Raw genomic sequence first — 20,383 nt, 5'->3', positions numbered from 1 at the left:
CCATTTTGTTTTCATGTATCCTCGCTCCAGCAGCAAAGAGTTACACGATACACCTTATATATAAGGAACAAAATGAAACACGGAAGCAGAACAAAAAGGCTGCAATATTTCACACAAAGTCGATTATATAATGTCCTAGGGTTAAAGTCAACCACATATGGACAGGCTTAAAATGGATTTAAAACACATACCGGGATATAGTCCTGTTTTTATGATATAATTAGGAAAATAAGATTAGATTTCAATGGATGTTTTTGGGTGATATTAATGAATAGACAAACTGAAGACCTATATCTCTCTTTTCATCAGGAGCTTCTCCAATTTTTGTTAAAAAAGCCGGCTCTTTCATACAATAACTCTGTCGTTTGGCTGAAAGAGGCAGCAGAGTCATTTTTCTCGCCGATTTCCTTGACTTTGCAAGCCTCTTCTCATAAGCCGGCGAAGCTGAAAGACCGTAACGATTCAATCAGCTGTATCAATGATTATTATACCATTATAACAATAGAAAGAAACAGTAAATATATCGAACTTATAAGTCTAAAGAATCGTAAAATACCGAAAAATCTGGCTGAATCGATTTATATGTTTTTGAAACATTGTACAGAGCTCGAAAAAACACATAGGGATACGCTTCGCAAAACAAGAATTTATAAAGAGACGGAACGGGTTCATGGGCTGATGGATCAAGAAAAAGTTCTCAAAACGATGCTCGAGAGTTTGAGGGGTATTTTTCCTGATTTAACCTACTGCCTTTTTTTATCCTTTGATCAGGATCAATACATCAATCTGCCTGCAAAAGAAATCGATGTTCAAAATGAGACGACTGATCCCTTTGCATTGGAGGCTTATTTGTCAGGGAAGCGGAAGCAGAAGGATGATTCAATCGTTTATATTCCGATTAAAGGAAGACAGGGGACTTACGGTGTTTTGAAAGCATCGGGACCCGATGCTGCCGGAATGGCTGAGGAAATATGCGTCATTTCGAATGCGGCAGGTACAGCCTTTGAAAATTCCCGGCTCTATGAGCAATCCAAAAATATGATTTCGAATTTGGAGCTGATCAACGAAACCTCCCATCAGCTGAACAGGACAAAACAGCTTCCTGATATGATGAAAAACTTGTCCGACAGGCTGATCGGCTCATTCGGGGCTGAGGAAGTCGGCTTTTTTTATCACAATCATTTGGAAGAAGAGAATTTGCTGCCAGGGAGCACAAGCTTTTTTGAAACGGATGCAGCAGATCCTTATATTCGCTATGTTAAAGAAAAAGTATCCGAAGAGAACGGAGTGTTTGTCGGAAACGGCTCTACACTGTTCGGACAGGACGGATATGCTTCATTAATGGGTGTTCCTATGCTTGAAAATAATGAAAACAAAGGGTTTGTCATCGTTTTGAAAAAAAACGCCTGTTCGTTTACTTTTGAGATGTTCAAGCTGTTCCAGACGCTTATCCGGCATTCCACTCTGGCCGTTTCAAATTCAATGCTTCGCGATCGGCTGAAGTATCTTGTTCAGACGGATCGCCTGACAGAGCTATATTCCAGAAGCTTTCTTGATGAAAAGATTCAATACAGCATGAAGGCTGACCAAAGCGGAGTGTTTTTGTTAATCGACATTGATGATTTTAAACAGATCAATGACACCTACGGACACCAGAAAGGCGATGAGATTCTCATCCAAGTGTCCCGGGCGATTCAGCGAAACATTCGCGAGCAGGATGTCGGGGCAAGGTGGGGCGGAGAAGAGCTGGCGATATACCTTCCGAAAGCCGATTTGCATGCTGGGAAAATGCTGGCAGGCCGATTGATTGCGCTTGTCAGGGAGTGCACGAATCCGCAAGTCACGATCTCCTGCGGGATATCCTGTTGGTCAATGAATTGTCCGAAAACCTTGGCGTCTCTTGTAAAACAGGCGGATATTGCCCTGTACGATGCCAAGCGAAACGGTAAAAACAAACTTAGCGTCTACAACGCTTCTTCATGAAAAAAGAGCCGGTTTTACCGGCTCTTTTCGCTTAAGCGTTCTCCAAGTTTTTCGGTGAATTTTTTCAAGTAAAGTTCATCGGTTTCATCGAAACGGTTTTTAATCGGGCTGTCTATATCAAGCACTCCGACCATCTCCCCGTTGATTTCAAGAGGGATCACGATTTCGGATTGTGATGCCGCATCACATGCGATATGTCCCGGGAAGGCGTTGACATCGGCAACGCGTTCGATCCGGGCGTTTGCATAAGCTGTGCCGCAGACCCCTTTTCCAACCGGAATCCGCACACAGGCAGGGAGCCCTTGGAATGGCCCGAGCACAAGCTCACCGTCTTTGGCGAAATAAAAGCCGGCCCAGTTGATGTTTTCCAATGAGTGATACAAGAGTGCGGAGGCGTTCGACACATTCGCTATCAAATCGGTTTCGCCTTCTGTGAGCGCATCGATTTGTTTGAGAAGCAGCTCGTATTTTTTTTCTTTGCCGCCTTCTGTTTTTTCGACATGAAACATTGTATTTCCCTCGCTTTTTCTTTAAAATGCCAATTTTGCGCTTGGCGTGATGCTATTTGTCGAGCACTTTTTACAGGAACAATCCCAGATGAAGTGGAATTGTTTTAAGTAAGAAGGGGTGAAGCAAAATGGGATCAAACTCTTTTTTAACCACAAAGGACAGGATCATCGAATCCGCTATTGCGCTGTTTAACCAAAAGGGGTTCACAGGAACGTCCGTCCGTGAAATTGCAGCAGCAGCGAATGTCAATGTGGCCCACATCTCCTATTATTTTAACGGAAAAGGCGGTTTGATGGAGCATTTAGTATCCCGTTTTTATGAAGTCTATTTAAAAATCCTTGAGAACGGCCATGAGCGTCTTCAGGACCTCAATGCAAAAGACTGCCTTCTTCAATTGGTTTTTGATATTCTATCGTATCAGCATGAACACCGTCAATTAACTCGATTCGTCTACCGTGAAGTGACGATTGATTCGACGCTGATCCGCGAAGTGATGTCGACATATTTGACAAAAGAAAAGTACATTCTCCACCTGATCATCGAAAAAGGAAAACAGGACGGTGAATTCTCCCGTTTTCCGCTTTCTCATTTTATGATTCAGCTGAAGTCCCTTTTGATGATGCCCTATCTGCAGCCTCAGTATATCTCTGAAGTGCTTTATCTGCAGCCTCATGAACCTTATTTTTATCAGGCGTATTATAAAGAGGTGAAAACTTGGATCATCAGCCTCTTGTACAGAGAACAGCAGCACATTGCCGCCATTTAGCCAAAGCGGCGTTCAAAATGTTCGTAACCAAACCCGGCATCCTTAGCTTGATGGGCATCAGACCCATAAACAAGCGGGATGTTTTTTTTCGCCGCTTCCTCGATCATCCACTCTTCCAAATAAATGTCACCGGCATAAGGCTTGCGCAGACCCGCTGTATTAAAATCGAGCTCAAGGCCGCGTTTTGCGGCTTCGTCCAAACAGGAGGAAGCCAGCCTCCGGACAGGTTCAGACATGGAATAAGGGTAGAGCTGAACAAATTTTTTCACCAGCGTTATATGGCCGATTCGTTTTGGCTTATAGGTGCCGAGCGGTGATACAATGGAAGAAAAGATTTCCTGAAAATAGGTTAGGTACACCTGCTCGATGCTCCCATGACAGTCAATCAGGTTTTGGAATGCATCTTCATCATAATCAAGGCAGATGTGTGAGGAGTCCGCTGGCAAAAAATGAACCGAAAGGATGCTGTCGTCAAGGAAAGACCCGTACGTATCAAGAAACGTTTTGATTTCATGCTCAAAGGCGCGGATATAGTCAACTTCCAGGCCGATCAAAATATCGATCTGTCCTGTATACTCTTCCTTCAAGCGCTTGAGGATTCCAAGGTAATCCTCAAGGGCGGACATCGGTATGGCGCTGTCTTGTTTGGGGGTCGGATCGATGAAAGAGGGCGGAAGCGGAGCATGCTCCGTAAAGGAAACGGAATCGAAGCCTTTTTTGCATAATTCTTCTATATAATATCTGAATTGATCGTTTGATCCGTGCGGACAAAAAGGAGAATGAACATGACCGTCTCGTTTCAGCATGATGTCACCCCGTAAAAAAATAGTCAGATGTTGTCACTTTGATGTAAAAAAATTAAAAATTCTGCTCAAAAAATGTTGGTTACATGGTATCATAAGAACAATGAAAACGATAGCTAAACTTTTAGTTTTACATACAATTTCAAATATCATACCCTGACAGAACAAGTTAAACAGCAAGGGGGCTCATTATGGAGTTTGTCATCGGCTTATTGGCGTTATTTTTAATCTTATTCGCTACAGGCTACTTATTCAGGAGAAATATATATAAAGAAATTGACCGTTTGGAAGCGTGGAAAATTGAAATACTGAACCGTTCAATTGTGGAAGAAATGTCAAAAATCAAGCATTTAAAGATGACGGGTCAGACGGAAGAGTTCTTTGAGAGATGGCGCAATGAATGGGATGAAATCGTGACTGCGCACATGCCCAAAGTTGAAGAGCTGCTGTTTGAGGCGGAGGATTGCGCCGACAAGTACCGCTTTCAAAAATCAAAGCAGGTGCTCGCCCACATCGAGAACCTGTTGTCGGCGGCTGAATCCAATATTGAAGAGATTTTAAAGGAAATCGCCAATCTCGTCTCAAGCGAAGAACAAAACCGCAAGGAAATTGAAGAAATTAAAGAGCAGTATACAAAAATACGCAAAAATCTGTTGGCTTACAGCCATCTATACGGAGATCTCTATCCGAAAATAGAGGCGGATCTTGATTCGGTGTGGGAAGGAATTAAACAGTTCGAAGCCGAAACAGACGGCGGGAACTACATAGAAGCAAGAAAAGTGCTGCTTGCGCAGGACCGCTTGCTTGAAGAGCTTCAATCACATATAGACGACGTGCCGAAGCTGCTTGCCGGCTGCAAACAGACGGTGCCGAACGAGCTGGTGAAGCTGAAAGCCGGCTATCAGGAAATGATCGATAAAGGCTACAAGCTCGATCATATTCAAATTGAAAAGGAACTGGAAAACCTTGAAAAAGAACTGAAACGCGCGGAAGATGCGCTTTTGAGCGAGTTGAATTTGGAAGAAGCCGCTGCGACGATGCAGATGATTGAAGAAACGATTCAGACGTTGTACACCCAGCTTGAACAAGAGGTCGAAGCCGGCAGGGTGATCCTCGCTAAAATGCCTGAGCTGGCCGCCGCATTGGAAAAGCTTGAAACCAACAAGCAGGATACAAAAGCAGAGACCGATCTTGTGAAGGAAAGCTATCGGCTTTCAACGGGTGAACTGGAGAAGCAGCAGTCGTATGAAAAGCGTCTTGAACTGATAGAAAAACAATTTGAACAGGTAAAAGAGAGGCTTGATCAGAAGCATGTCGCATACTCCCTCCTGAAGGAAGAGCTTCTGGACATCGAAAAGCAGCTGGAAGCGGCTCAAAAGGAGTATGATGAGTACAGAGACATGCTGCAATTGCTGAGAAAAGAAGAACTCCAGGCGAGAGAGCTCCTTCAGCAGTTGAAGCAGACGATTACACATACCGCAAGGCGCTTGGAAAAAAGCAATGTACCGGGAATTCCGGCATCTATAACAGAAAGAATAGAGCAGTCCCGCTCCGCCGTACAAAAAGTGAATGAGCAGCTGCAAATGCTGCCGCTCAACATGGAGGCGGTCAACGAGCGTTTACAGGGCGCTGAGAGCCTTGTCACAGAAGTGAAACAAGAAACAGATGATTTAGTCGATAAAGTAAGGATGATCGAGCGCATCATTCAGTACGGCAACCGCTTCAGAAGTCAGAACCATGCGCTTTCTGAGCAGTTGAAGGAAGCGGAGAACCGCTTCTACTCCTATGAGTATGATGAAGCTTACGAGTTAGCCGCAAGAGCGGTGGAAAAAGCGTCTCCCGGAGCGGTAGGCCGTTTGGAAGCAGAGGCGCGCGACACTGAATAAAAAGACCGGCACTTTTAGAAAGTGCCGGTCTTTTCGATTTCCCCTCATCAAAACCCCCTCCGCATCACACGGAGGGGGTTGTTGTCTGCATCAGCTTACTTTTCTTAAACGGTCGGCCTGTGAAGGGATGAAAAAGGTCGTAATATATCCGATTACAGCACCGATGAGGGCCGGAACAACCCAGCCGACACCGTTAGAGTAGAGCGGAATGTATTGGCCTAAAATGTCATTAAGCGGTCCTAACGGAATTTTAGCAGCGTTTAAACCGTCAATAATACTGAAAATTCCGGTCGGAATCAGGGCGCCGATATACACTTCGCGCCGTTCTTTAAACAGCTTGTCAATAAATGAAAACAATACAACGACGATGGCAAGCGGATAAATTGCCGAAAGAATCGGCACGGAAAACGAAATGATTTCAGTCAGACCGAAATTGGAAATCGCAAGACTGAAAAGAGTGACGATGATCACGACAGTTTTATAGGAAAGCTTTGGAATCAGCTTTGAAAAGTACTCGCCGCAAGAAGAGACAAGTCCTACACTCGTCGTCAGGCAGGCGAACAAAATCGCGATTCCGAGAACGGCATTGCCGAGTGATCCGAATAAATACGCCGAAGCTTTCGACAGGATTTCCCCGCCGTTATCCAGTGATCCCACTGTATCAACACTCGTGGCTCCCAAATAAGCGAGTGAGACATATACCAATCCAAGACCGACGGCAGCCACAACCCCTGCTTTGATGCAGGAAGCGGCAATTGATTTAGGGTTTGTCACACCGCGATCTTTAATCGCATTGATGACAACAATTCCAAAAACGATCGATGCAATGGCATCCATTGTTTTATAGCCTTCCAAAAATCCGACGAACAGCGGTGCGGACTGATAAGCTTCTGTCACAGAACCAATGCTGCCCATCGGCGTCACAAACGCTTTAATGACTAAGATGGCGATGACAGCCAATAATATCGGTGTCAATATTTTGCCGATCCGGTCAACAAGCTTGCTTGGATTTAATGCTAAAAAGTATGTGATACCGAAGAAAATTAAGGTAAAAATAAACAGGTAAAGATTTGATGAATGTTTTCCTAAAAAAGGTTCAACAGCGATAACATACGAAACGTTCCCCGTTCTCGGGATCGCAAACAACGGTCCGATCGTTAAATAAATGCTGACGATTAAAATCGTTCCGAAAACCGGGTGCGCTTTGTCGGCCAATCCTTTTGCGCTCCCGGTCAGAGCGACCGCAATAACCCCAAGCAGCGGCAGCCCGACGCCTGTGAGCAAGAACCCGGTGATGGCCGGCCATACATGTTCTCCCGCAGCCTGACCAAGCTGGGGAGGAAATATCATATTTCCCGCTCCGAAAAAGAGAGCGAAGAGCATGAGCCCGATCGCAGTCGTTTCCTTAGCGGATAGTGAAGTTTTCATTAAAAAGAACCTCCTGGCGATGTTTAAATTTTCTGTCAATTAGTTTTTGCGATATAGTATGACAAAAGTCCAAAGACTATTATATTTTAAAAATCAGAGAAGTCAAACACTTTTATTTTTAATTTTCAATTACAAGTTGTTATGATAACATATACAGTCATGAAAAAGAACGTTCAATTTTAAAGGAGAAGGTCATGATTTATCTTGATAACAGTTCGACAACCAAACCTTATCAGGAAATATTACAAATTTATGAACAAGTAAATCAGCGCTTCTTTGGCAATCCTTCGTCATTGCACCGCCATGGTGTTGAAGCAGATCAATTATTGACTGAGGCGAGACAGCAGATCAAATCGGCTCTGTCTCTCAGCCGCTATGATGTCGTATTTACATCAGGTGCATCAGAAGCCAACAATATGGCGCTCAAAGGAACGGCACTGGCTCATCAGCATAAGGGAAAACATATCATCACTTCTTCCATAGAACACCCTTCAGTCTCAGAATCATTGGAGCAGCTGAAGGAGGCGTTCGATTTTGAGGTCACATATCTCCCTGTTGACGGCCAGGGCTTTGTTTCACCCGAACAGTTGGAAAAAGCGCTTCGCAAAGATACGATTCTTGTCAGCGTTATGCATGTCAATAATGAAACAGGCGCCATTCAGCCGATAGAAGAAATCGGAAGAATCGTTAAAGAAAAGAGCCGTGCATACTTTCATGTTGATTATGTTCAAGGCATCAACAAGGTTCCTCTCGACATCACCCGTTCAGCGATTGACCTTTGCACGATCTCAGGCCATAAATTTCACGGGTTAAAAGGAACCGGCGCCCTTATACTAAAAGAGGAGCTTACGCTTTTTCCGTTAATCTCGGGCGGAGAACAGCAAAACAACCGAAGAGCCGGAACCGAAAACACCGCAGGCGCAGTTTCGCTTGCAAAAGCCGTCAACATGTCTTCAAAGGATTATGACGATTATATAGAAGAAATGAAAGCGGCAAAATCGGACATGATCAGAGAGCTAAAAGAGATAAAAGGTGTGATATTAAATACGCCGGAAACCGGCAGTGCGCCGCATATTATTAATTTCTCCGTTCCCGGAATGAAAGCTGAAGTTCTCTTGCATATGCTTGAAGAACGAGATATTTTTGTATCGACGACATCCGCATGCTCATCAAAACAGCATAAACCAAGCAAGGTGCTGTCAGCCATGGGCAAAGGGGACGAGGCCGCCAAAAGCAGCATCAGAGTCAGCCTGACTTACCGCGATGGCAGAGAAACAGTCGAGCCGTTTATGACGGCCTTAAAAGAAAGTTTACACAAATTAAAAGGAATTATGAGGTAGGGAAACAGATGAAATACGATTACATTTTAATCCGCTTTGGTGAAATCTCAACAAAAGGAAAGAACAGACGGCTTTTTGTCGACCGGCTGAAAAGGAACATGAAAATGGTCCTCCGCGATTTTAAGAACATCCGTTACGAGTCAACCCGTGACAGAATGACCCTGATGTTAAACGGCGAGGATGCGGAGCCCGTCATCGCCCGCTTAAAGCATGTGTTCGGGATTCAGTCCTTCAGCCTCGCCGTCAAATGCGAGACAAACTTGGACAGCATAAAAGAGACGGCTCTCGCCTCTGTTCAACAGCAATACAAGCCTGGGGACACATTTAAAGTATCCACTAAAAGAGCCTATAAGCAGTTTGAATTAAACACAAATGAAATGAATGCCGAAATCGGCGGTCATATTTTGCGAAATACAGACAGCCTCTCCGTTGATGTTCATTCGCCTGATATCCATTTAAGGATCGAGATCAGAGAGGATGCCACTTATTTGACGTTCAGGGATGAAAAAGGCGCCGGAGGTCTGCCTGTCGGAAGCGGAGGAAAAGCGATGCTGATGATCTCGGGCGGGATTGACAGCCCTGTTGCCGGCTTCTACGCAATGAAGCGCGGACTTGAAATCGAAGCCGTCCACTTCTTCAGCCCGCCGTACACTAGTGAACGGGCCAAGCAAAAAGTCATTGATCTGACCGAGCGTCTCACAGCGTTCGGCGGGGACATCAAGCTTCATATCGTTCCGTTTACAAAAACGCAGGAACTCATTCAAAAACAAATTCCGGAAAACTATTCGATGACTGCGACGCGCAGACTCATGCTGCAGATTGCAGACAAGCTTCGCGAACGGCATAATGCCCTGGCCATCTTTACCGGAGAAAGCCTCGGGCAAGTGGCAAGCCAGACGCTGGAGAGCATGTATGCCATCAATGCCGTTACGAGCACACCGGTTTTGCGGCCGCTGATCGGAATGGATAAAACAGAGATCATCGAAAAAGCGAAGGAAATCGACACGTATGATATCAGCATTCGTCCATATGAAGACTGCTGCACGATCTTTACCCCTACAGCGCCGAAAACACGCCCGAAAAAAGAAAAAATCGAGCACTTTGAAAGCTATACGGATTTTGAAACGCTCATTCAAGAAGCGGTCGAAAAAACGGAAACGATCGTGTTAAGCAGCAAAAAAGAAGCGAAAGATAAATTTGCCGACTTTTTTTAAAGCTGTTTAGCGGCACACCGTTTTGTCTGTTTTTATTGCATACAATTACCAATCATTATTTGCATGAAGTCATGTGTTTTTACACAATCTATACTCACAAGGAGGTGAGAACACATGGCTCAACAAAACAGACAAAGCAGTTCTAACCAACTAGTGGTTCCTGGCGCTGCTCAAGCTATCGACCAAATGAAGTTTGAAATCGCTTCTGAATTCGGCGTTAACCTTGGTGCAGACACTACTTCTCGTGCAAACGGTTCAGTTGGAGGAGAAATCACTAAGCGTTTAGTTTCTTTCGCTCAACAGCAAATGGGTGGACCACAACAATAACCTGAAAATTGAAAAGCAATGGATAATGGGTGGGGTTTTCCCCACTCTTTTTATATTGGCAAAAAAGGAAAATGGTTCAGAATACATAAAGGGTTATGTATAATAGAAAGACGGCAAAAGATGAGAGGTGTATGCGTTGAGAAGAGAAGATTTGATAGCGCCGCTTAAGTACAATGCGGTTGATGAAATTGAAAAGTTTAAGGCTTCTTCAAATAAAACGGCTTTCATTTGGGAAGATGAAGCAGGGCGCAAATTGTCGTGGACCTATCATGATCTGATCGAAAATGCGGATAAAATCGGCAGCGTTTTAACGGGGAAGGGACTGAAAAAAGGCGACAAGCTGATCGTGATGATGCCGCGCGTTTTGGAAACGTATGCTGTCTACATGGCGATTTTAAAAGCGGGAATGGTGGTCATCCCTTGCTCTGAAATGCTTCGGGGAAAAGACTTGGAATATAGAATCAAACATGCCGGTGTAAAGGGGGCAATTGTCTATTCGTCATTTGCCGATTCTTTCCGGGAAGTCGAGTCTGTCGGCGGGCTGACGGCATTTTCAGTCGGAGAAGGCCAAGAAGGATGGATCGATCTTTCTAAAGAAATGGACCAAGCAAACGGAGCGGAATTTCAAGCTGCGGATACATCCCGGGATGATATTGCATTTATTTCCTATACATCAGGCACGACAGGTCAGCCGAAAGGCGTCGTTCATACACACGGCTGGGCGTATGCCCATTTAAGAACGACGGCTGCCGCATGGCTTGCGATCGAAGAAAACGACCTCGTCTGGGCGACGGCTGGACCCGGATGGCAAAAATGGGTGTGGAGTCCCTTTTTAGCCGTACTGGGAAGCGGTGCGACAGGATTTGTCTATCATGGAAAATTCGATCCGGAAACCTATTTGGAGCTGATGGAGCGCTATCAAATCAATGTGCTGTGCTGCACTCCGACAGAGTACAGGTTTATGGCGAAGGTCAATGATTTGTCAACCTTTGATCTTTCATCCGTACATAGCGCGGTTTCAGCGGGTGAACCTTTAAACAGGGAAGTCATCGACACGTTTAAAAAGCATTTTCATGTGGATGTGCGCGACGGATACGGACAAACGGAGAGCACGCTGCTCGTCGGTGTGCTGAAAGGGATGGAAATCAAGCCTGGAAGCATGGGAAAGCCGACTCCCGGAAACATCGTTGACATTGTGAACGTGGACGGGAAAGTCTGCGCCCCGAATGAAACGGGGGATATTGCCGTGCATTTGAGCACACCGGCTTTGTTTAAAGAATATTATCAAGATCCGGAAAGAACGCAACACCAAAGACGAGGGGATTATTTTATCACCGGGGATAAGGGCCGGAAAGATGAAGACGGGTATTTTTGGTTTGAAAGCCGCAGCGATGACATTATTATCAGTTCCGGCTACACGATCGGGCCCTTTGAAGTCGAAGATGCGCTCATCAAGCATCCGGAGGTCAAAGAATGTGCGGTGGTCGGGAGCCCTGATGACATTAGGGGATCGATCGTCAAAGCGTACGTTGTCTTAAAGGATATGTCCCGTGGGGACGAATGCCTCGCAAAAGAATTGCAAAATCATGTGAAGGCCATGACCGCGCCTTATAAATATCCCCGGGAGATTGAATTCATTGAAGAATTGCCGAAAACGCCTTCAGCGAAGATCAGGCGTTTTGAACTCAGACAACGGGAAATCGCCCGTAAAACGAAAGCTGAATAACCAAACAAGAGGGGGAATATCCTTTGGGGCGTGACTCACTCCGGAACATCGAGAAGGAAATCGCGCTTTTGGTCCGTCTGACAACAGCTTACAGTCCGCGGTTTGGAAATCTGGACCGCTCGGAATATCTGCTGCTGAGTGAGCTTGATAAGCAAAGTCCTCTTGCCATCAACTCGCTGGCGGAAACTTTAATGCTGAACCTTTCGACAGCAAGCCGGCAGGTTTCCGCTTTGGAACGGAAAAAGCTCATCAGGCGTTTTCCCGATCCTAAAAACGGCCGGATCAGCCTTGTCGAAATGACTTCAGAAGGCATTGACACTCTGAACAAAGTGCAAAGAGCCCGCTATCATGTATACACCGAAGTTCTTCAAGACTGGACAAAAGAAGAGCTGAATACGTTGGAAACTCATTTAACCAGGCTGAATCGGGATTTTAAAAAGTGGAGCAAATAATCGGCTAAAGGCTGTTGATCAGAAGATCACCAGCCTTTTTCTTTTTTAAACCTGTTGATTTATTGAAAGAAGGATGTATAATATAACTTGCATTATACAACTTGTATTATGAAATATATAATGAAAGGAGGGGCTCTTATGGGTCCATCCGCTGCGACAATTCAAGGGTCTAAAAAAATGGGCATTCCGAAATATTTTATCATTTCGGTTTTAACGATATTGGCCATTGGCCCGCAATACTTTCTCAATCTTTCCTATACGCTGAGCCGGGTCGTCATTCAAAATGGACTGCATCTGTCACCGGACGATATGCGGATCCCGTCCATTTTGTCAAACCTTGCTTTTGCTCTCGGTGTTCCGCTTGGACGTATATTTTCAAGAAGGTTCGGGATTAGGAACAGCTACTTGACCTTCATCACCTTATTTTTATTTGGTTCACTGATTGACGCGTTTTCAACAGGTTTGCTGTCGCTTATCGCCGGAAGGGTGATACAGGGATTGAGCGCCGGGATGTTATTTTTGACGATTCTCCCTGTCAAATTGATTTCGTTTCCGAACAAGATCCGCAACTTGTTTTTGTTTTTCGTCATCAGCGGATTGTTCGGCGCCTCTGCCATCGGGGCGGTGTTTGGTTCGCTGTCATTGAGCGCGGATGCATGGCGCTGGGTGTTTATATTAAATATTTGTTCGCCTGCCCTTTGTCTGGTGATCGGTTTCTTTTCTTTGCCTAAACAAACAGCAGAAGAGCGGGAGCATCATTCGATTGATAAGACGGGAGTATTGATGCTCTCATTACTCATGATTGTGTTGGCGGTGCCGCTTATCAATTTGCAGAAGACGGGTGTTCACTCTTTTTATGTGTGGCCGTTCTTTTTGGCTGGATTCATCATCTTGACGTTGTTTATCATCACAGACTTGCGCGCCCCGGATCCGCTTGTGCCGTTTCGTTCGCTGTGGTCTGCAAAAGCCGTTTCCGGGACAGTCATGGCCGTTGTGTCACACATTGCACTCATTGTTTCTCTTGCCGGGATAAACGGATTTTTGGAAAATATTGCAGATGCTTCTTTTGACAATCTCACCCGCTTTTATATGTGTTTTTTCACGGGGATTTTAGCGACAGCCGTGCTCAGCACGCTTTTATATGATCAGGTTGGCGCCGGATTGCTCGGCTGCGTCGGCGCTGTGGAAATGATCATCGTCGGATTGGAATGGAGATCGGTTCAACCGGGTGTTCCGATGGAATCGTTATATCTTCATGCCTTTTTGCTTGGCAGCGGCGTCAGTATGGTATTGGTGTCGGGAGCGCTTGGCACAGCGCTGGCCGGCGATATCCATCAAGCTTCAAAACGGTCGGTTTCGCTTCATTTTATCCGCAATTTCGCCGGCGCCTGGGCTGCGCCGGTGTTCGGCTGGTTTGCTTCAATGAAGAATGCCGTCCACTATGAGATGATCAGGGGCCATGTCAGCGAGACTGATCCTGAAATCCAGCTGGAATTGTCAAAAATGATTCATCATTTTGTCAGCACCGGGCTCTCTCTCGGTGATGCGAAAAACATGGCGGCCTATACGGTTGTTGCGAATGCCAGAAAAGCTTCAGCTCTCGGTGCATATCATGACTTGTTTACCATACTGCTGTGGCTTAGCGTGATCATGCTCGCGGCTTCGATTGGAAAGGCGGCGACCGGAAAGGGAAGATCGCTCGTTCAAAAGCGGCTTCATCTGCCTGAGCCTTCAGCAAATCAACAAAAGGAGATAGGATAAACATGAGTAAAGGACGTTTGGTGATCATCAATATGATCGGTATTATCGCACTTTTAACGCTTATCGCTGTATGCGGGTATTACTATTATCAAAATCAACATTATGTCACGACAGATGAAGCAGAGGTTTCCGCCAACATGACAAAAATAACGGCTCCGGCATCAGGGAAATTAAGCGGCTGGAGTGCAAAAGAAGGTGATCATATTTCAGACGGAGACAAGCTCGGAGAAATATCAGACGGCCAGCAGTCGGTATCCGTCAAGGCTCTATCCGACGGAACACTGGTCAAACATGCAGCCGTCAATCATCAAATCGTAAACGCGGGGGATGTCATCGGCCAAACTGCTGATATGGATGACCTTTATATTACAGCCAATATTAAAGAAACGGAATTGCACGACATCGAAAAGGGCGATAAAGTGGAGATTACAGTTGATGGAGACCCTGATGCAACGTTTGAAGGAAAAGTCGAGGAGATCGGATATGTGACAAATTCGGTATTTTCGATGCTTCCGCAAATCAATACAAGCGGAGACTATACGAAAGTCACCGAAAAAGTCCAAGTGAAGATCTCGATTCAAAATCCGTCCGCCAAAGTGCTGCCCGGCATGAATGCAGAAGTTAAAATTACGCTATAAGTTTCATCAAAAAGAGCAAGACGGAAGTCTTGCTCTTTTTTAAAAAAATTAAAGGAAAGTGCGCTTTACTTTTTCCCAGAATGAGTTGTCTTTTAATTTAATCGTTTTGATCACCTTGCCGGAAAGGCTGACCTCGACTTCTTTTACATGCATCGTGCTGAAGGCTTCGTTATCAAGGCCGATGATCGGATAATCATTGCCGTCCTGGACGATTTTTAATGTCAGCTTGCGGTCCGCGCTTAAAATAAACGGAGACCCCAGCGTCCGGTAAGTGTTGTTGTTGAGCGATGCGAGCTCTGTGACTTGTATGCAAGGCAAGAGCGGATCGACAACGGCACCTTCGACAGATTTATTATAGGCGGTGCTGCCCGTCGGAGTAGAGACAATCATACCGTCTCCCCGAAATGTTTCAAAATGAAGATCATCAATAAACACATCCATGACAAACGTTTTGATGATGCTGGAGCGAATGGAGACTTCGTTCAGGCACTGAAAACGGTTGGTTCCGTCGACTGTCACATCGATCAGCGGATATTTTCTGACTTCGATTTGTTCGGAATTTGTCGCTTCAATCATTTTATCGGTGTCATGTATATTAAAATCCGCATATAAATGAGCTTTCCCTTTTTTCGCGATACCCACGTAAAGGCAGTCATCCCTGAAATTCGTTTTTCGCACCGCCTGCAAAAAGGTGCCGTCACCGCCGATGCTTGCGATAATATTGGCATCCTCATGATGATGAACGACGCGAAATCCGTGTTCTCCCGCGAGCTGTTTCAGATTGTTGCACTGTTCGTCGGTTTCTTCGCTTTTTTTGTAAAAGAAATAAATGTTCCGGCGGTCTGTCACAAACATTCTCCCCTTTGTCTGTTGAAGTTTAGATTTTTCTGCCATTTCACATTGTGTTAAAATGACCAGTGACCCTAGTTTACCATGTCCTAAATATTTCTTGTATATGAAGCCATATCATAATGAACTTTTTCTCTTCATATACGTACAAAGACATGCAGCGTTTAAATGTTAAAGGAGGAGAACAAAGGATGAATCCTAAAAGATGGATCGCGCTTGTAATCGCATTGGGGATTTTCGGGTTTTCTGCGGTTATAAGTCTTGTGCTGTCTGTATTTGACAGCTTTGGCGAGGACGGCAAGATGCAGTTTGGACTCAATGACACACAGGAGGAAACGGTGCTTGAACAAGGCAGCTCATCAAGCAAAATCGCCGTGCTTGAAGTGAATGGAACAATCGCCGATAATGGGGGTGCTTCAAGCCTGCTCGGGTCTGATGGGTATAATCACAGAGCATTCTTAAAAACGCTTGAAAAAGCAAAGGATGATTCCGCGGTAAAAGGGATTATTTTGCGCGTCAATTCTCCGGGAGGCGGAGTATACGAAAGCGCTGAGATACATAAGAAGCTTGAAGAAATCAAAAAGGAAACGAAAAAGCCGATCTACGTTTCCATGGGGTCTATGGCTGCATCAGGCGGCTATTATATTTCAACGGCAGCCGATAAAATTTACGCAGCCCCCGATACGCTCACAGGCTCTCTCGGGGTTATTATGGAAAGCCTGAACTACAGCGGACTTGCGGAAAAACTCGGACTGAAAACCGAAACGATTAAAAGCGGAGAATTTAAAGACATCATGTCTCCGACTCGCGACATGACGAAAAAAGAACGGGAAATCATGCAGGGCATGGTCGATGATGCATACGAAGGATTTGTAGATGTCATCGCTGACGGACGCCATATGTCGGAAAGCGATGTGAAGAAAATCGCCGACGGCCGTGTTTACGACGGACGCCAGGCGAAGAAGATCAATCTCGTTGATGAACTCGGCTACTATGAAGATGTGGTGAAAGCGATGAAAAAAGACCATAAAAGCATGGCGGGCGCATCCGTTGTCAGCTATAAAGAATCAACAGGCCTCTCATCGCTTTTATCTATGAGCGCCAACAAAATCTTTAAAAGCGAAGTGGACTTCTTAAACATTAAAGAAGCGATTTCGCAAGCAGGCGCACCGAGAGCGATGTATTTATACGCTAAATAGGAGGGGACCGAAAAATGGATATGACTTATGATGAAAAAGGTCATCATGAATTAACACCGCCCGCTGAAGCTTCTGAGCAACAATCGGCCCCGCTGTTGGAGCATGCCTATGCCGGTTTTTGGATCAGATTTTGGGCTTTTCTGCTCGACGGCATTGTCGTCGGCAGCTTGAACCGCTTAGTGATATCTCCTGTTTTCAGCTTGCTCAATCTACCGAAAGAATCTGGGTTATTTACGTTTTCACTATACTCGGTCACGACGGCTATCGTGTTTTTTGCCTACTTCGCCGTCATGACAAAGTACTTTAGGCAGACATTGGGCAAAATGGTATTCGGACTGAAGGTTGTGTCACTGATTCCGGAAAAGGGGCTGACATGGGATGTTATCCTCTTCAGAGAATTCATCGGCCGCTACATCAACAGCCTGTATATCACGTATATCGTAGTGGCGTTTTCGCCGAAAAAACAAGGTGTCCACGATTTTATAGCCGATACAGCAGTTGTACATGAAAAATTGTATCGGAAAACAAATAAAGCAGATGAAAACCCGGCTATTTAAAGCCGGGTTTTTTTCTGTCTGAAGCCGCCATGTTTATTTTGCCGGATTTCTTCCCATAATGCCTAGTATAAGAGGAAGTGAAATCATGGTATACATATGGATTGCCGGAGCGCTGCTTCTGTTGGCAGCGGTTTTGATCATGAAAATCCGCGTGGCGGTTGAATACCTTCATTCATCTGATGATGACCGCCTGACAGTTAAGATTCGAACGGGATTCGGCCTTCTTCACATCAAAAAGGAAATTCCCCTGATAAAAGTCAATCCGGACGATATGACGATCGATGTGAAAGAACGGACGAAAACAGCCTTAAAAAAAGATCAAAAGAAAAGAAAAGTCGGCCACGGGGAAATGCTGGACCAAATAAGGCAGATGAAACAGCTGGTCGAACAGGTCATCAATCTTCAGCCGATCGTCCGCGGATTTTTGAAGCGAATACATGTGACAAAACTGGAATGGACGTCTGTACTCGGATTTTCCGATGCCGCTTTAACCGGAATAATCACGGGTGCTGCCTGGTCTGTTAAGGCATGGGTGATCGCTGTGCTGGATCTGCTTTTTTGCTTTGATCATCAACCCGATTATGAAGTGATCCCTGCTTTTAACCAGCCGTCCTCCAAAACGCACCTGACATGTATATTCCATTTTCGCCTTGGACATGCTATAACCGCAGCTTTCAGAATCGTTATTCATTGGAAAGGGAAAATGCGCGGCTTGTTTAAGCTGCCTAAACATTTGTCGGGTTCAACAAAGAATGATTCATCAGTATAGGAGGAAATGAATATGGCTGAACACCCAATTCAAGGTTTGATGAAAACCGCAATGGAAAATTTAAAAGAAATGATCGATGTCAATACCATTATCGGAGATCCTGTAGAAACACCTGACGGCAGTGTCATTTTAACCGTCTCCAAAGTCGGCTTCGGGTTTGCAGCGGGAGGAAGCGAGTTCAGCGGCAATAAACCAGCGGAATCAAAAGCAAGCGACGGAGAGCGCGAGCGGAAGGAAGCGAAGCTTCCGTTTGGAGGCGGCAGCGGCGGAGGTGTCTCAATCACACCGATCGCTTTTTTGATTGTCGGCTCATCGGGCGTCAAAATTCTGCATTTGGATGAAAATACGCATGTCGTTGACAAAATTTTGGAAGCGGCCCCGCAAACGATTGAACGGATTCAGCAAATGTTTAAGAAAAACGCCCAGCAAAAACAACAGATGAATCAGCAAAACAACACACCGTTTTAAAGAATAGCAACCCTTCAAAGTTAACTGCCTGATGCAGTTAACTTTTTTCTGTTCGTTTTTAAACGTAAGTTTTGCAGTTTGGCCTAAACTCTTTTATAGTAGAGTCATACATAAGTGAAGGAGGAATGATGATGGCTTCAATTACATTTAAAGGAAACCCTGTGACACTGGTAGGGTCAGAGGTGCATGTCGGAGACCAGGCTCCAGATTTCACGGTGCTCTCCAACTCGCTAGAAGAAGTGACACTTCAAGATATCAAAGGCAAACCGGCGATTATTTCTGTCATCCCATCTATTGACACAGGGGTATGTGATGCACAGACCCGCCGTTTCAATGAAGAAGCCGCAAGCCTCGGTTCAGTGAAAGTGTATACAATCAGTGCAGATCTTCCGTTTGCACAGGCACGCTGGTGCGGGGCAAACGGTATCGAAAATGTGGAAACATTGTCAGATCACCGCGAGATGTCATTCGGGGAAGCGTTTGGCGTTTATATCAAGGAATTAAGGCTGCTTGCCCGCGCTGTATTTGTTTTAGATGAAAACGGAAAAGTCGTCTATACTGAATATGTCAGTGAAGCGACAAATCATCCGGATTATGAAAAAGCGATTGAAGCTGCCAAATCGCTCGTGAAGTAAAATGAACGTTTAAAGGGCTCCAGGTGATCAACTCCCCGGAGCTCTTTTCATGGACTCTGATTTTTTAATAAGGAGAGACATTATGGAGAACAATCAAGTGGAAACAATATATGAATGGCTTGACGTAGGGGCGAACATCATTGCCGGCGATCGGGACATTCCATACTTAGAGGCTCTGGCAGAGGCTGGCGAGGCGTACTTTTCTGAGGATGCAAACCGCGGATTGTCTGAAGCAGCTGCACAAAAACTGGAGGCTCTTATCGGCAAAGTCCGCTTTTTTGAATGCAGCCATGAATCGATACGCAAAGCGTTCCAGCTGGCCATACTGAAAGGCCAGAAGGAAATTCCCCATCCGAACAGACAGATGACGCCGGATACCATCGGCTTATTTATCGGATATCTTGTCAACAAATTCATGGAGAGCAAAAAAGGGATGACGCTTTTTGATCCGGCAGTCGGCACCGGCAACCTTTTGCTTGCCGTTTTAAACCAGCTTTCTCATGAGGCGGGCAAAGCCTTCGGCTCAGACATTGACGATGTACTGATCAAGCTCGCGTATGTTCAGGCCAACCTTCAGCAAAAAGAAATTGAATTGTTTAACCAGGACAGCTTGCAGCCCATTTTTATGGACCCGGTCGATACGGTTCTCTGCGATCTTCCTGTCGGATACTATCCGGATGATGAAAGCGCTGCGGCATTCCAGCTGAAAGCCGATGAGGGACACTCTTTTTCACATCATCTGTTCATTGAACAAAGCCTGACATACGCAAAGCCGGGCGGATATTTATTTTTCATGATTCCGAACCATTTGTTTGAAAGCAGCCAGAGTGAAAAACTGCGCACCTTTTTAAAGGATCATGCGCATATTAATGCAGTTCTCCAGCTGCCATCATCGATTTTTAAAGATGAGGCGCATGCCAAAAGCATCCTGATCCTGCAAAAGCACGGGGAACAGGCGATCGCGCCGAAACAGGTGCTGCTTGCTCAAATCCCGTCGTTTTCAAATCAAGAAGCGATGCTCAACATGACGGCTAAACTCGACAATTGGATTCGGCAGGAAAAGAACTAAGCA

The 20,383-nt window shown here is 45.3% G+C and carries 20 protein-coding genes; 16 read left to right on the top strand and 4 right to left on the bottom strand.

Annotated features, from left to right (window positions below; all coding sequences use genetic code 11):
- The first annotated feature begins 267 nt into the window (after nt 1-267).
- On the top strand, nt 268-1,983 hold the full coding sequence (locus tag M654_RS18130) for a sensor domain-containing diguanylate cyclase (RefSeq protein WP_026588271.1): 1,716 nt from the start codon (nt 268-270) through the stop codon (nt 1,981-1,983).
- A gap of 14 nt (nt 1,984-1,997) precedes the next feature.
- Here M654_RS18130 and M654_RS18125 read toward each other — a convergent pair whose 3' ends face one another.
- Complete coding sequence (locus tag M654_RS18125) at nt 1,998-2,492, bottom strand: GAF domain-containing protein (RefSeq protein WP_026588270.1); 495 nt, start codon at nt 2,490-2,492, stop codon at nt 1,998-2,000.
- A gap of 128 nt (nt 2,493-2,620) precedes the next feature.
- Between M654_RS18125 and refZ the strand changes: the two genes are divergently transcribed.
- A complete protein-coding gene (refZ, locus tag M654_RS18120) occupies nt 2,621-3,259 on the top strand; it encodes a forespore capture DNA-binding protein RefZ (protein ID WP_026588269.1) in 639 nt (212 codons plus the stop codon).
- Here the strand turns inward: refZ and hisJ are convergent.
- On the bottom strand, nt 3,256-4,065 hold the full coding sequence (gene hisJ, locus M654_RS18115; RefSeq protein WP_026588268.1) for a histidinol-phosphatase HisJ: 810 nt from the start codon (nt 4,063-4,065) through the stop codon (nt 3,256-3,258). The two genes, refZ and hisJ, sit on opposite strands and share 4 nt — an antisense overlap.
- 188 nt (nt 4,066-4,253) lie before the next feature.
- Here hisJ and ezrA point away from each other — a divergent pair, with 188 nt between their 5' ends.
- Entirely contained in the window at nt 4,254-5,948 is a 1,695-nt protein-coding gene (ezrA, locus tag M654_RS18110) for a septation ring formation regulator EzrA (RefSeq protein ID WP_026588267.1), read from the top strand.
- 90 nt (nt 5,949-6,038) lie between these two features.
- Here the strand turns inward: ezrA and brnQ are convergent, their stop codons facing one another.
- Entirely contained in the window at nt 6,039-7,376 is a 1,338-nt protein-coding gene (gene brnQ, locus M654_RS18105) for a branched-chain amino acid transport system II carrier protein (RefSeq protein WP_026588266.1), read from the bottom strand.
- Nucleotides 7,377-7,570: 194 nt separating this feature from the next.
- Here brnQ and M654_RS18100 point away from each other — a divergent pair, with 194 nt between their 5' ends.
- The 7 genes from M654_RS18100 to M654_RS18070 all read left to right on the top strand — a co-directional run bounded on the left by M654_RS18100 (nt 7,571) and on the right by M654_RS18070 (nt 14,834).
- Nucleotides 7,571-8,716, top strand: a complete 1,146-nt coding sequence (locus tag M654_RS18100; protein WP_026588265.1) for a cysteine desulfurase family protein — start codon at nt 7,571-7,573, stop codon at nt 8,714-8,716.
- A gap of 8 nt (nt 8,717-8,724) precedes the next feature.
- Nucleotides 8,725-9,930 (top strand): tRNA uracil 4-sulfurtransferase ThiI, encoded by a 1,206-nt coding sequence (gene thiI / locus M654_RS18095; protein ID WP_026588264.1) that lies wholly within the window; start codon nt 8,725-8,727, stop codon nt 9,928-9,930.
- A gap of 114 nt (nt 9,931-10,044) precedes the next feature.
- Nucleotides 10,045-10,257, top strand: a complete 213-nt coding sequence (locus M654_RS18090; protein ID WP_026588263.1) for an alpha/beta-type small acid-soluble spore protein — start codon at nt 10,045-10,047, stop codon at nt 10,255-10,257.
- Nucleotides 10,258-10,393: 136 nt separating this feature from the next.
- Nucleotides 10,394-11,983, top strand: coding sequence for an acyl-CoA synthetase MbcS (gene mbcS, locus M654_RS18085; RefSeq protein ID WP_026588262.1), 1,590 nt, complete (start codon nt 10,394-10,396; stop codon nt 11,981-11,983).
- A 23-nt stretch (nt 11,984-12,006) separates the two neighbouring features.
- Complete coding sequence (locus M654_RS18080) at nt 12,007-12,435, top strand: MarR family winged helix-turn-helix transcriptional regulator (protein WP_026588261.1); 429 nt, start codon at nt 12,007-12,009, stop codon at nt 12,433-12,435.
- Between the two features lie 138 nt (nt 12,436-12,573).
- Nucleotides 12,574-14,196 carry an MFS transporter gene (locus tag M654_RS18075; RefSeq protein ID WP_026588260.1) on the top strand — a complete coding sequence of 541 codons (1,623 nt, stop codon included), beginning with the start codon at nt 12,574-12,576 and terminating at the stop codon, nt 14,194-14,196.
- Between the two features lie 2 nt (nt 14,197-14,198).
- On the top strand, nt 14,199-14,834 hold the full coding sequence (locus M654_RS18070) for an HlyD family secretion protein (protein WP_026588259.1): 636 nt from the start codon (nt 14,199-14,201) through the stop codon (nt 14,832-14,834).
- Between the two features lie 48 nt (nt 14,835-14,882).
- On the opposite strand, the gene M654_RS18065 is transcribed toward M654_RS18070, so the two are convergent.
- The gene (locus tag M654_RS18065) at nt 14,883-15,683 is read right to left on the bottom strand and encodes an NAD kinase (protein ID WP_026588258.1); all 801 of its coding nucleotides are present in this window, start codon (nt 15,681-15,683) and stop codon (nt 14,883-14,885) included.
- A gap of 191 nt (nt 15,684-15,874) precedes the next feature.
- Here M654_RS18065 and sppA point away from each other — a divergent pair, with 191 nt between their 5' ends.
- From sppA to M654_RS18035, 6 genes are all read left to right on the top strand, one after another.
- Nucleotides 15,875-16,882 (top strand): signal peptide peptidase SppA, encoded by a 1,008-nt coding sequence (gene sppA, locus M654_RS18060; protein WP_026588257.1) that lies wholly within the window; start codon nt 15,875-15,877, stop codon nt 16,880-16,882.
- 14 nt (nt 16,883-16,896) lie between these two features.
- Nucleotides 16,897-17,439 (top strand): RDD family protein, encoded by a 543-nt coding sequence (locus M654_RS18055; RefSeq protein WP_026588256.1) that lies wholly within the window; start codon nt 16,897-16,899, stop codon nt 17,437-17,439.
- Nucleotides 17,440-17,524: 85 nt separating this feature from the next.
- Entirely contained in the window at nt 17,525-18,208 is a 684-nt protein-coding gene (locus M654_RS18050) for a DUF2953 domain-containing protein (protein ID WP_026588255.1), read from the top strand.
- A 12-nt stretch (nt 18,209-18,220) separates the two neighbouring features.
- Nucleotides 18,221-18,676, top strand: a complete 456-nt coding sequence (ytfJ, locus tag M654_RS18045) for a GerW family sporulation protein (RefSeq protein WP_026588254.1) — start codon at nt 18,221-18,223, stop codon at nt 18,674-18,676.
- A 131-nt stretch (nt 18,677-18,807) separates the two neighbouring features.
- On the top strand, nt 18,808-19,311 hold the full coding sequence (gene tpx / locus M654_RS18040; protein WP_026588253.1) for a thiol peroxidase: 504 nt from the start codon (nt 18,808-18,810) through the stop codon (nt 19,309-19,311).
- A gap of 82 nt (nt 19,312-19,393) precedes the next feature.
- Nucleotides 19,394-20,380 (top strand): class I SAM-dependent methyltransferase, encoded by a 987-nt coding sequence (locus M654_RS18035; protein ID WP_026588252.1) that lies wholly within the window; start codon nt 19,394-19,396, stop codon nt 20,378-20,380.
- Nucleotides 20,381-20,383 lie beyond the last annotated feature (3 nt).

Source organism: Bacillus sp. NSP9.1 (assembly GCF_000465465.2).
GTDB lineage: Bacteria > Bacillota > Bacilli > Bacillales > Bacillaceae > Bacillus > Bacillus sonorensis_A.
The sequence above is the reverse complement of the archived record's forward strand: the minus strand, read 5'-3'. Positions and strand labels throughout refer to the sequence as shown.

Excerpts from the sequence above, each read along its gene's own strand:
- M654_RS18130 (WP_026588271.1), top strand. The coding sequence starts at position 268 with ATGAATAGACAAACTGAAGACCTATATCTCTCTTTTCATCAGGAGCTT.
- M654_RS18125 (WP_026588270.1), bottom strand. The coding sequence starts at position 2,492 with ATGTTTCATGTCGAAAAAACAGAAGGCGGCAAAGAAAAAAAATACGAG.
- refZ (WP_026588269.1), top strand. The coding sequence starts at position 2,621 with ATGGGATCAAACTCTTTTTTAACCACAAAGGACAGGATCATCGAATCC.
- hisJ (WP_026588268.1), bottom strand. The coding sequence starts at position 4,065 with ATGCTGAAACGAGACGGTCATGTTCATTCTCCTTTTTGTCCGCACGGA.
- ezrA (WP_026588267.1), top strand. The coding sequence starts at position 4,254 with ATGGAGTTTGTCATCGGCTTATTGGCGTTATTTTTAATCTTATTCGCT.
- brnQ (WP_026588266.1), bottom strand. The coding sequence starts at position 7,376 with ATGAAAACTTCACTATCCGCTAAGGAAACGACTGCGATCGGGCTCATG.
- M654_RS18100 (WP_026588265.1), top strand. The coding sequence starts at position 7,571 with ATGATTTATCTTGATAACAGTTCGACAACCAAACCTTATCAGGAAATA.
- thiI (WP_026588264.1), top strand. The coding sequence starts at position 8,725 with ATGAAATACGATTACATTTTAATCCGCTTTGGTGAAATCTCAACAAAA.
- M654_RS18090 (WP_026588263.1), top strand. The coding sequence starts at position 10,045 with ATGGCTCAACAAAACAGACAAAGCAGTTCTAACCAACTAGTGGTTCCT.
- M654_RS18075 (WP_026588260.1), top strand. The coding sequence starts at position 12,574 with ATGGGTCCATCCGCTGCGACAATTCAAGGGTCTAAAAAAATGGGCATT.
- M654_RS18070 (WP_026588259.1), top strand. The coding sequence starts at position 14,199 with ATGAGTAAAGGACGTTTGGTGATCATCAATATGATCGGTATTATCGCA.
- sppA (WP_026588257.1), top strand. The coding sequence starts at position 15,875 with ATGAATCCTAAAAGATGGATCGCGCTTGTAATCGCATTGGGGATTTTC.
- M654_RS18055 (WP_026588256.1), top strand. The coding sequence starts at position 16,897 with ATGGATATGACTTATGATGAAAAAGGTCATCATGAATTAACACCGCCC.
- M654_RS18050 (WP_026588255.1), top strand. The coding sequence starts at position 17,525 with ATGGTATACATATGGATTGCCGGAGCGCTGCTTCTGTTGGCAGCGGTT.
- ytfJ (WP_026588254.1), top strand. The coding sequence starts at position 18,221 with ATGGCTGAACACCCAATTCAAGGTTTGATGAAAACCGCAATGGAAAAT.
- tpx (WP_026588253.1), top strand. The coding sequence starts at position 18,808 with ATGGCTTCAATTACATTTAAAGGAAACCCTGTGACACTGGTAGGGTCA.
- M654_RS18035 (WP_026588252.1), top strand. The coding sequence starts at position 19,394 with ATGGAGAACAATCAAGTGGAAACAATATATGAATGGCTTGACGTAGGG.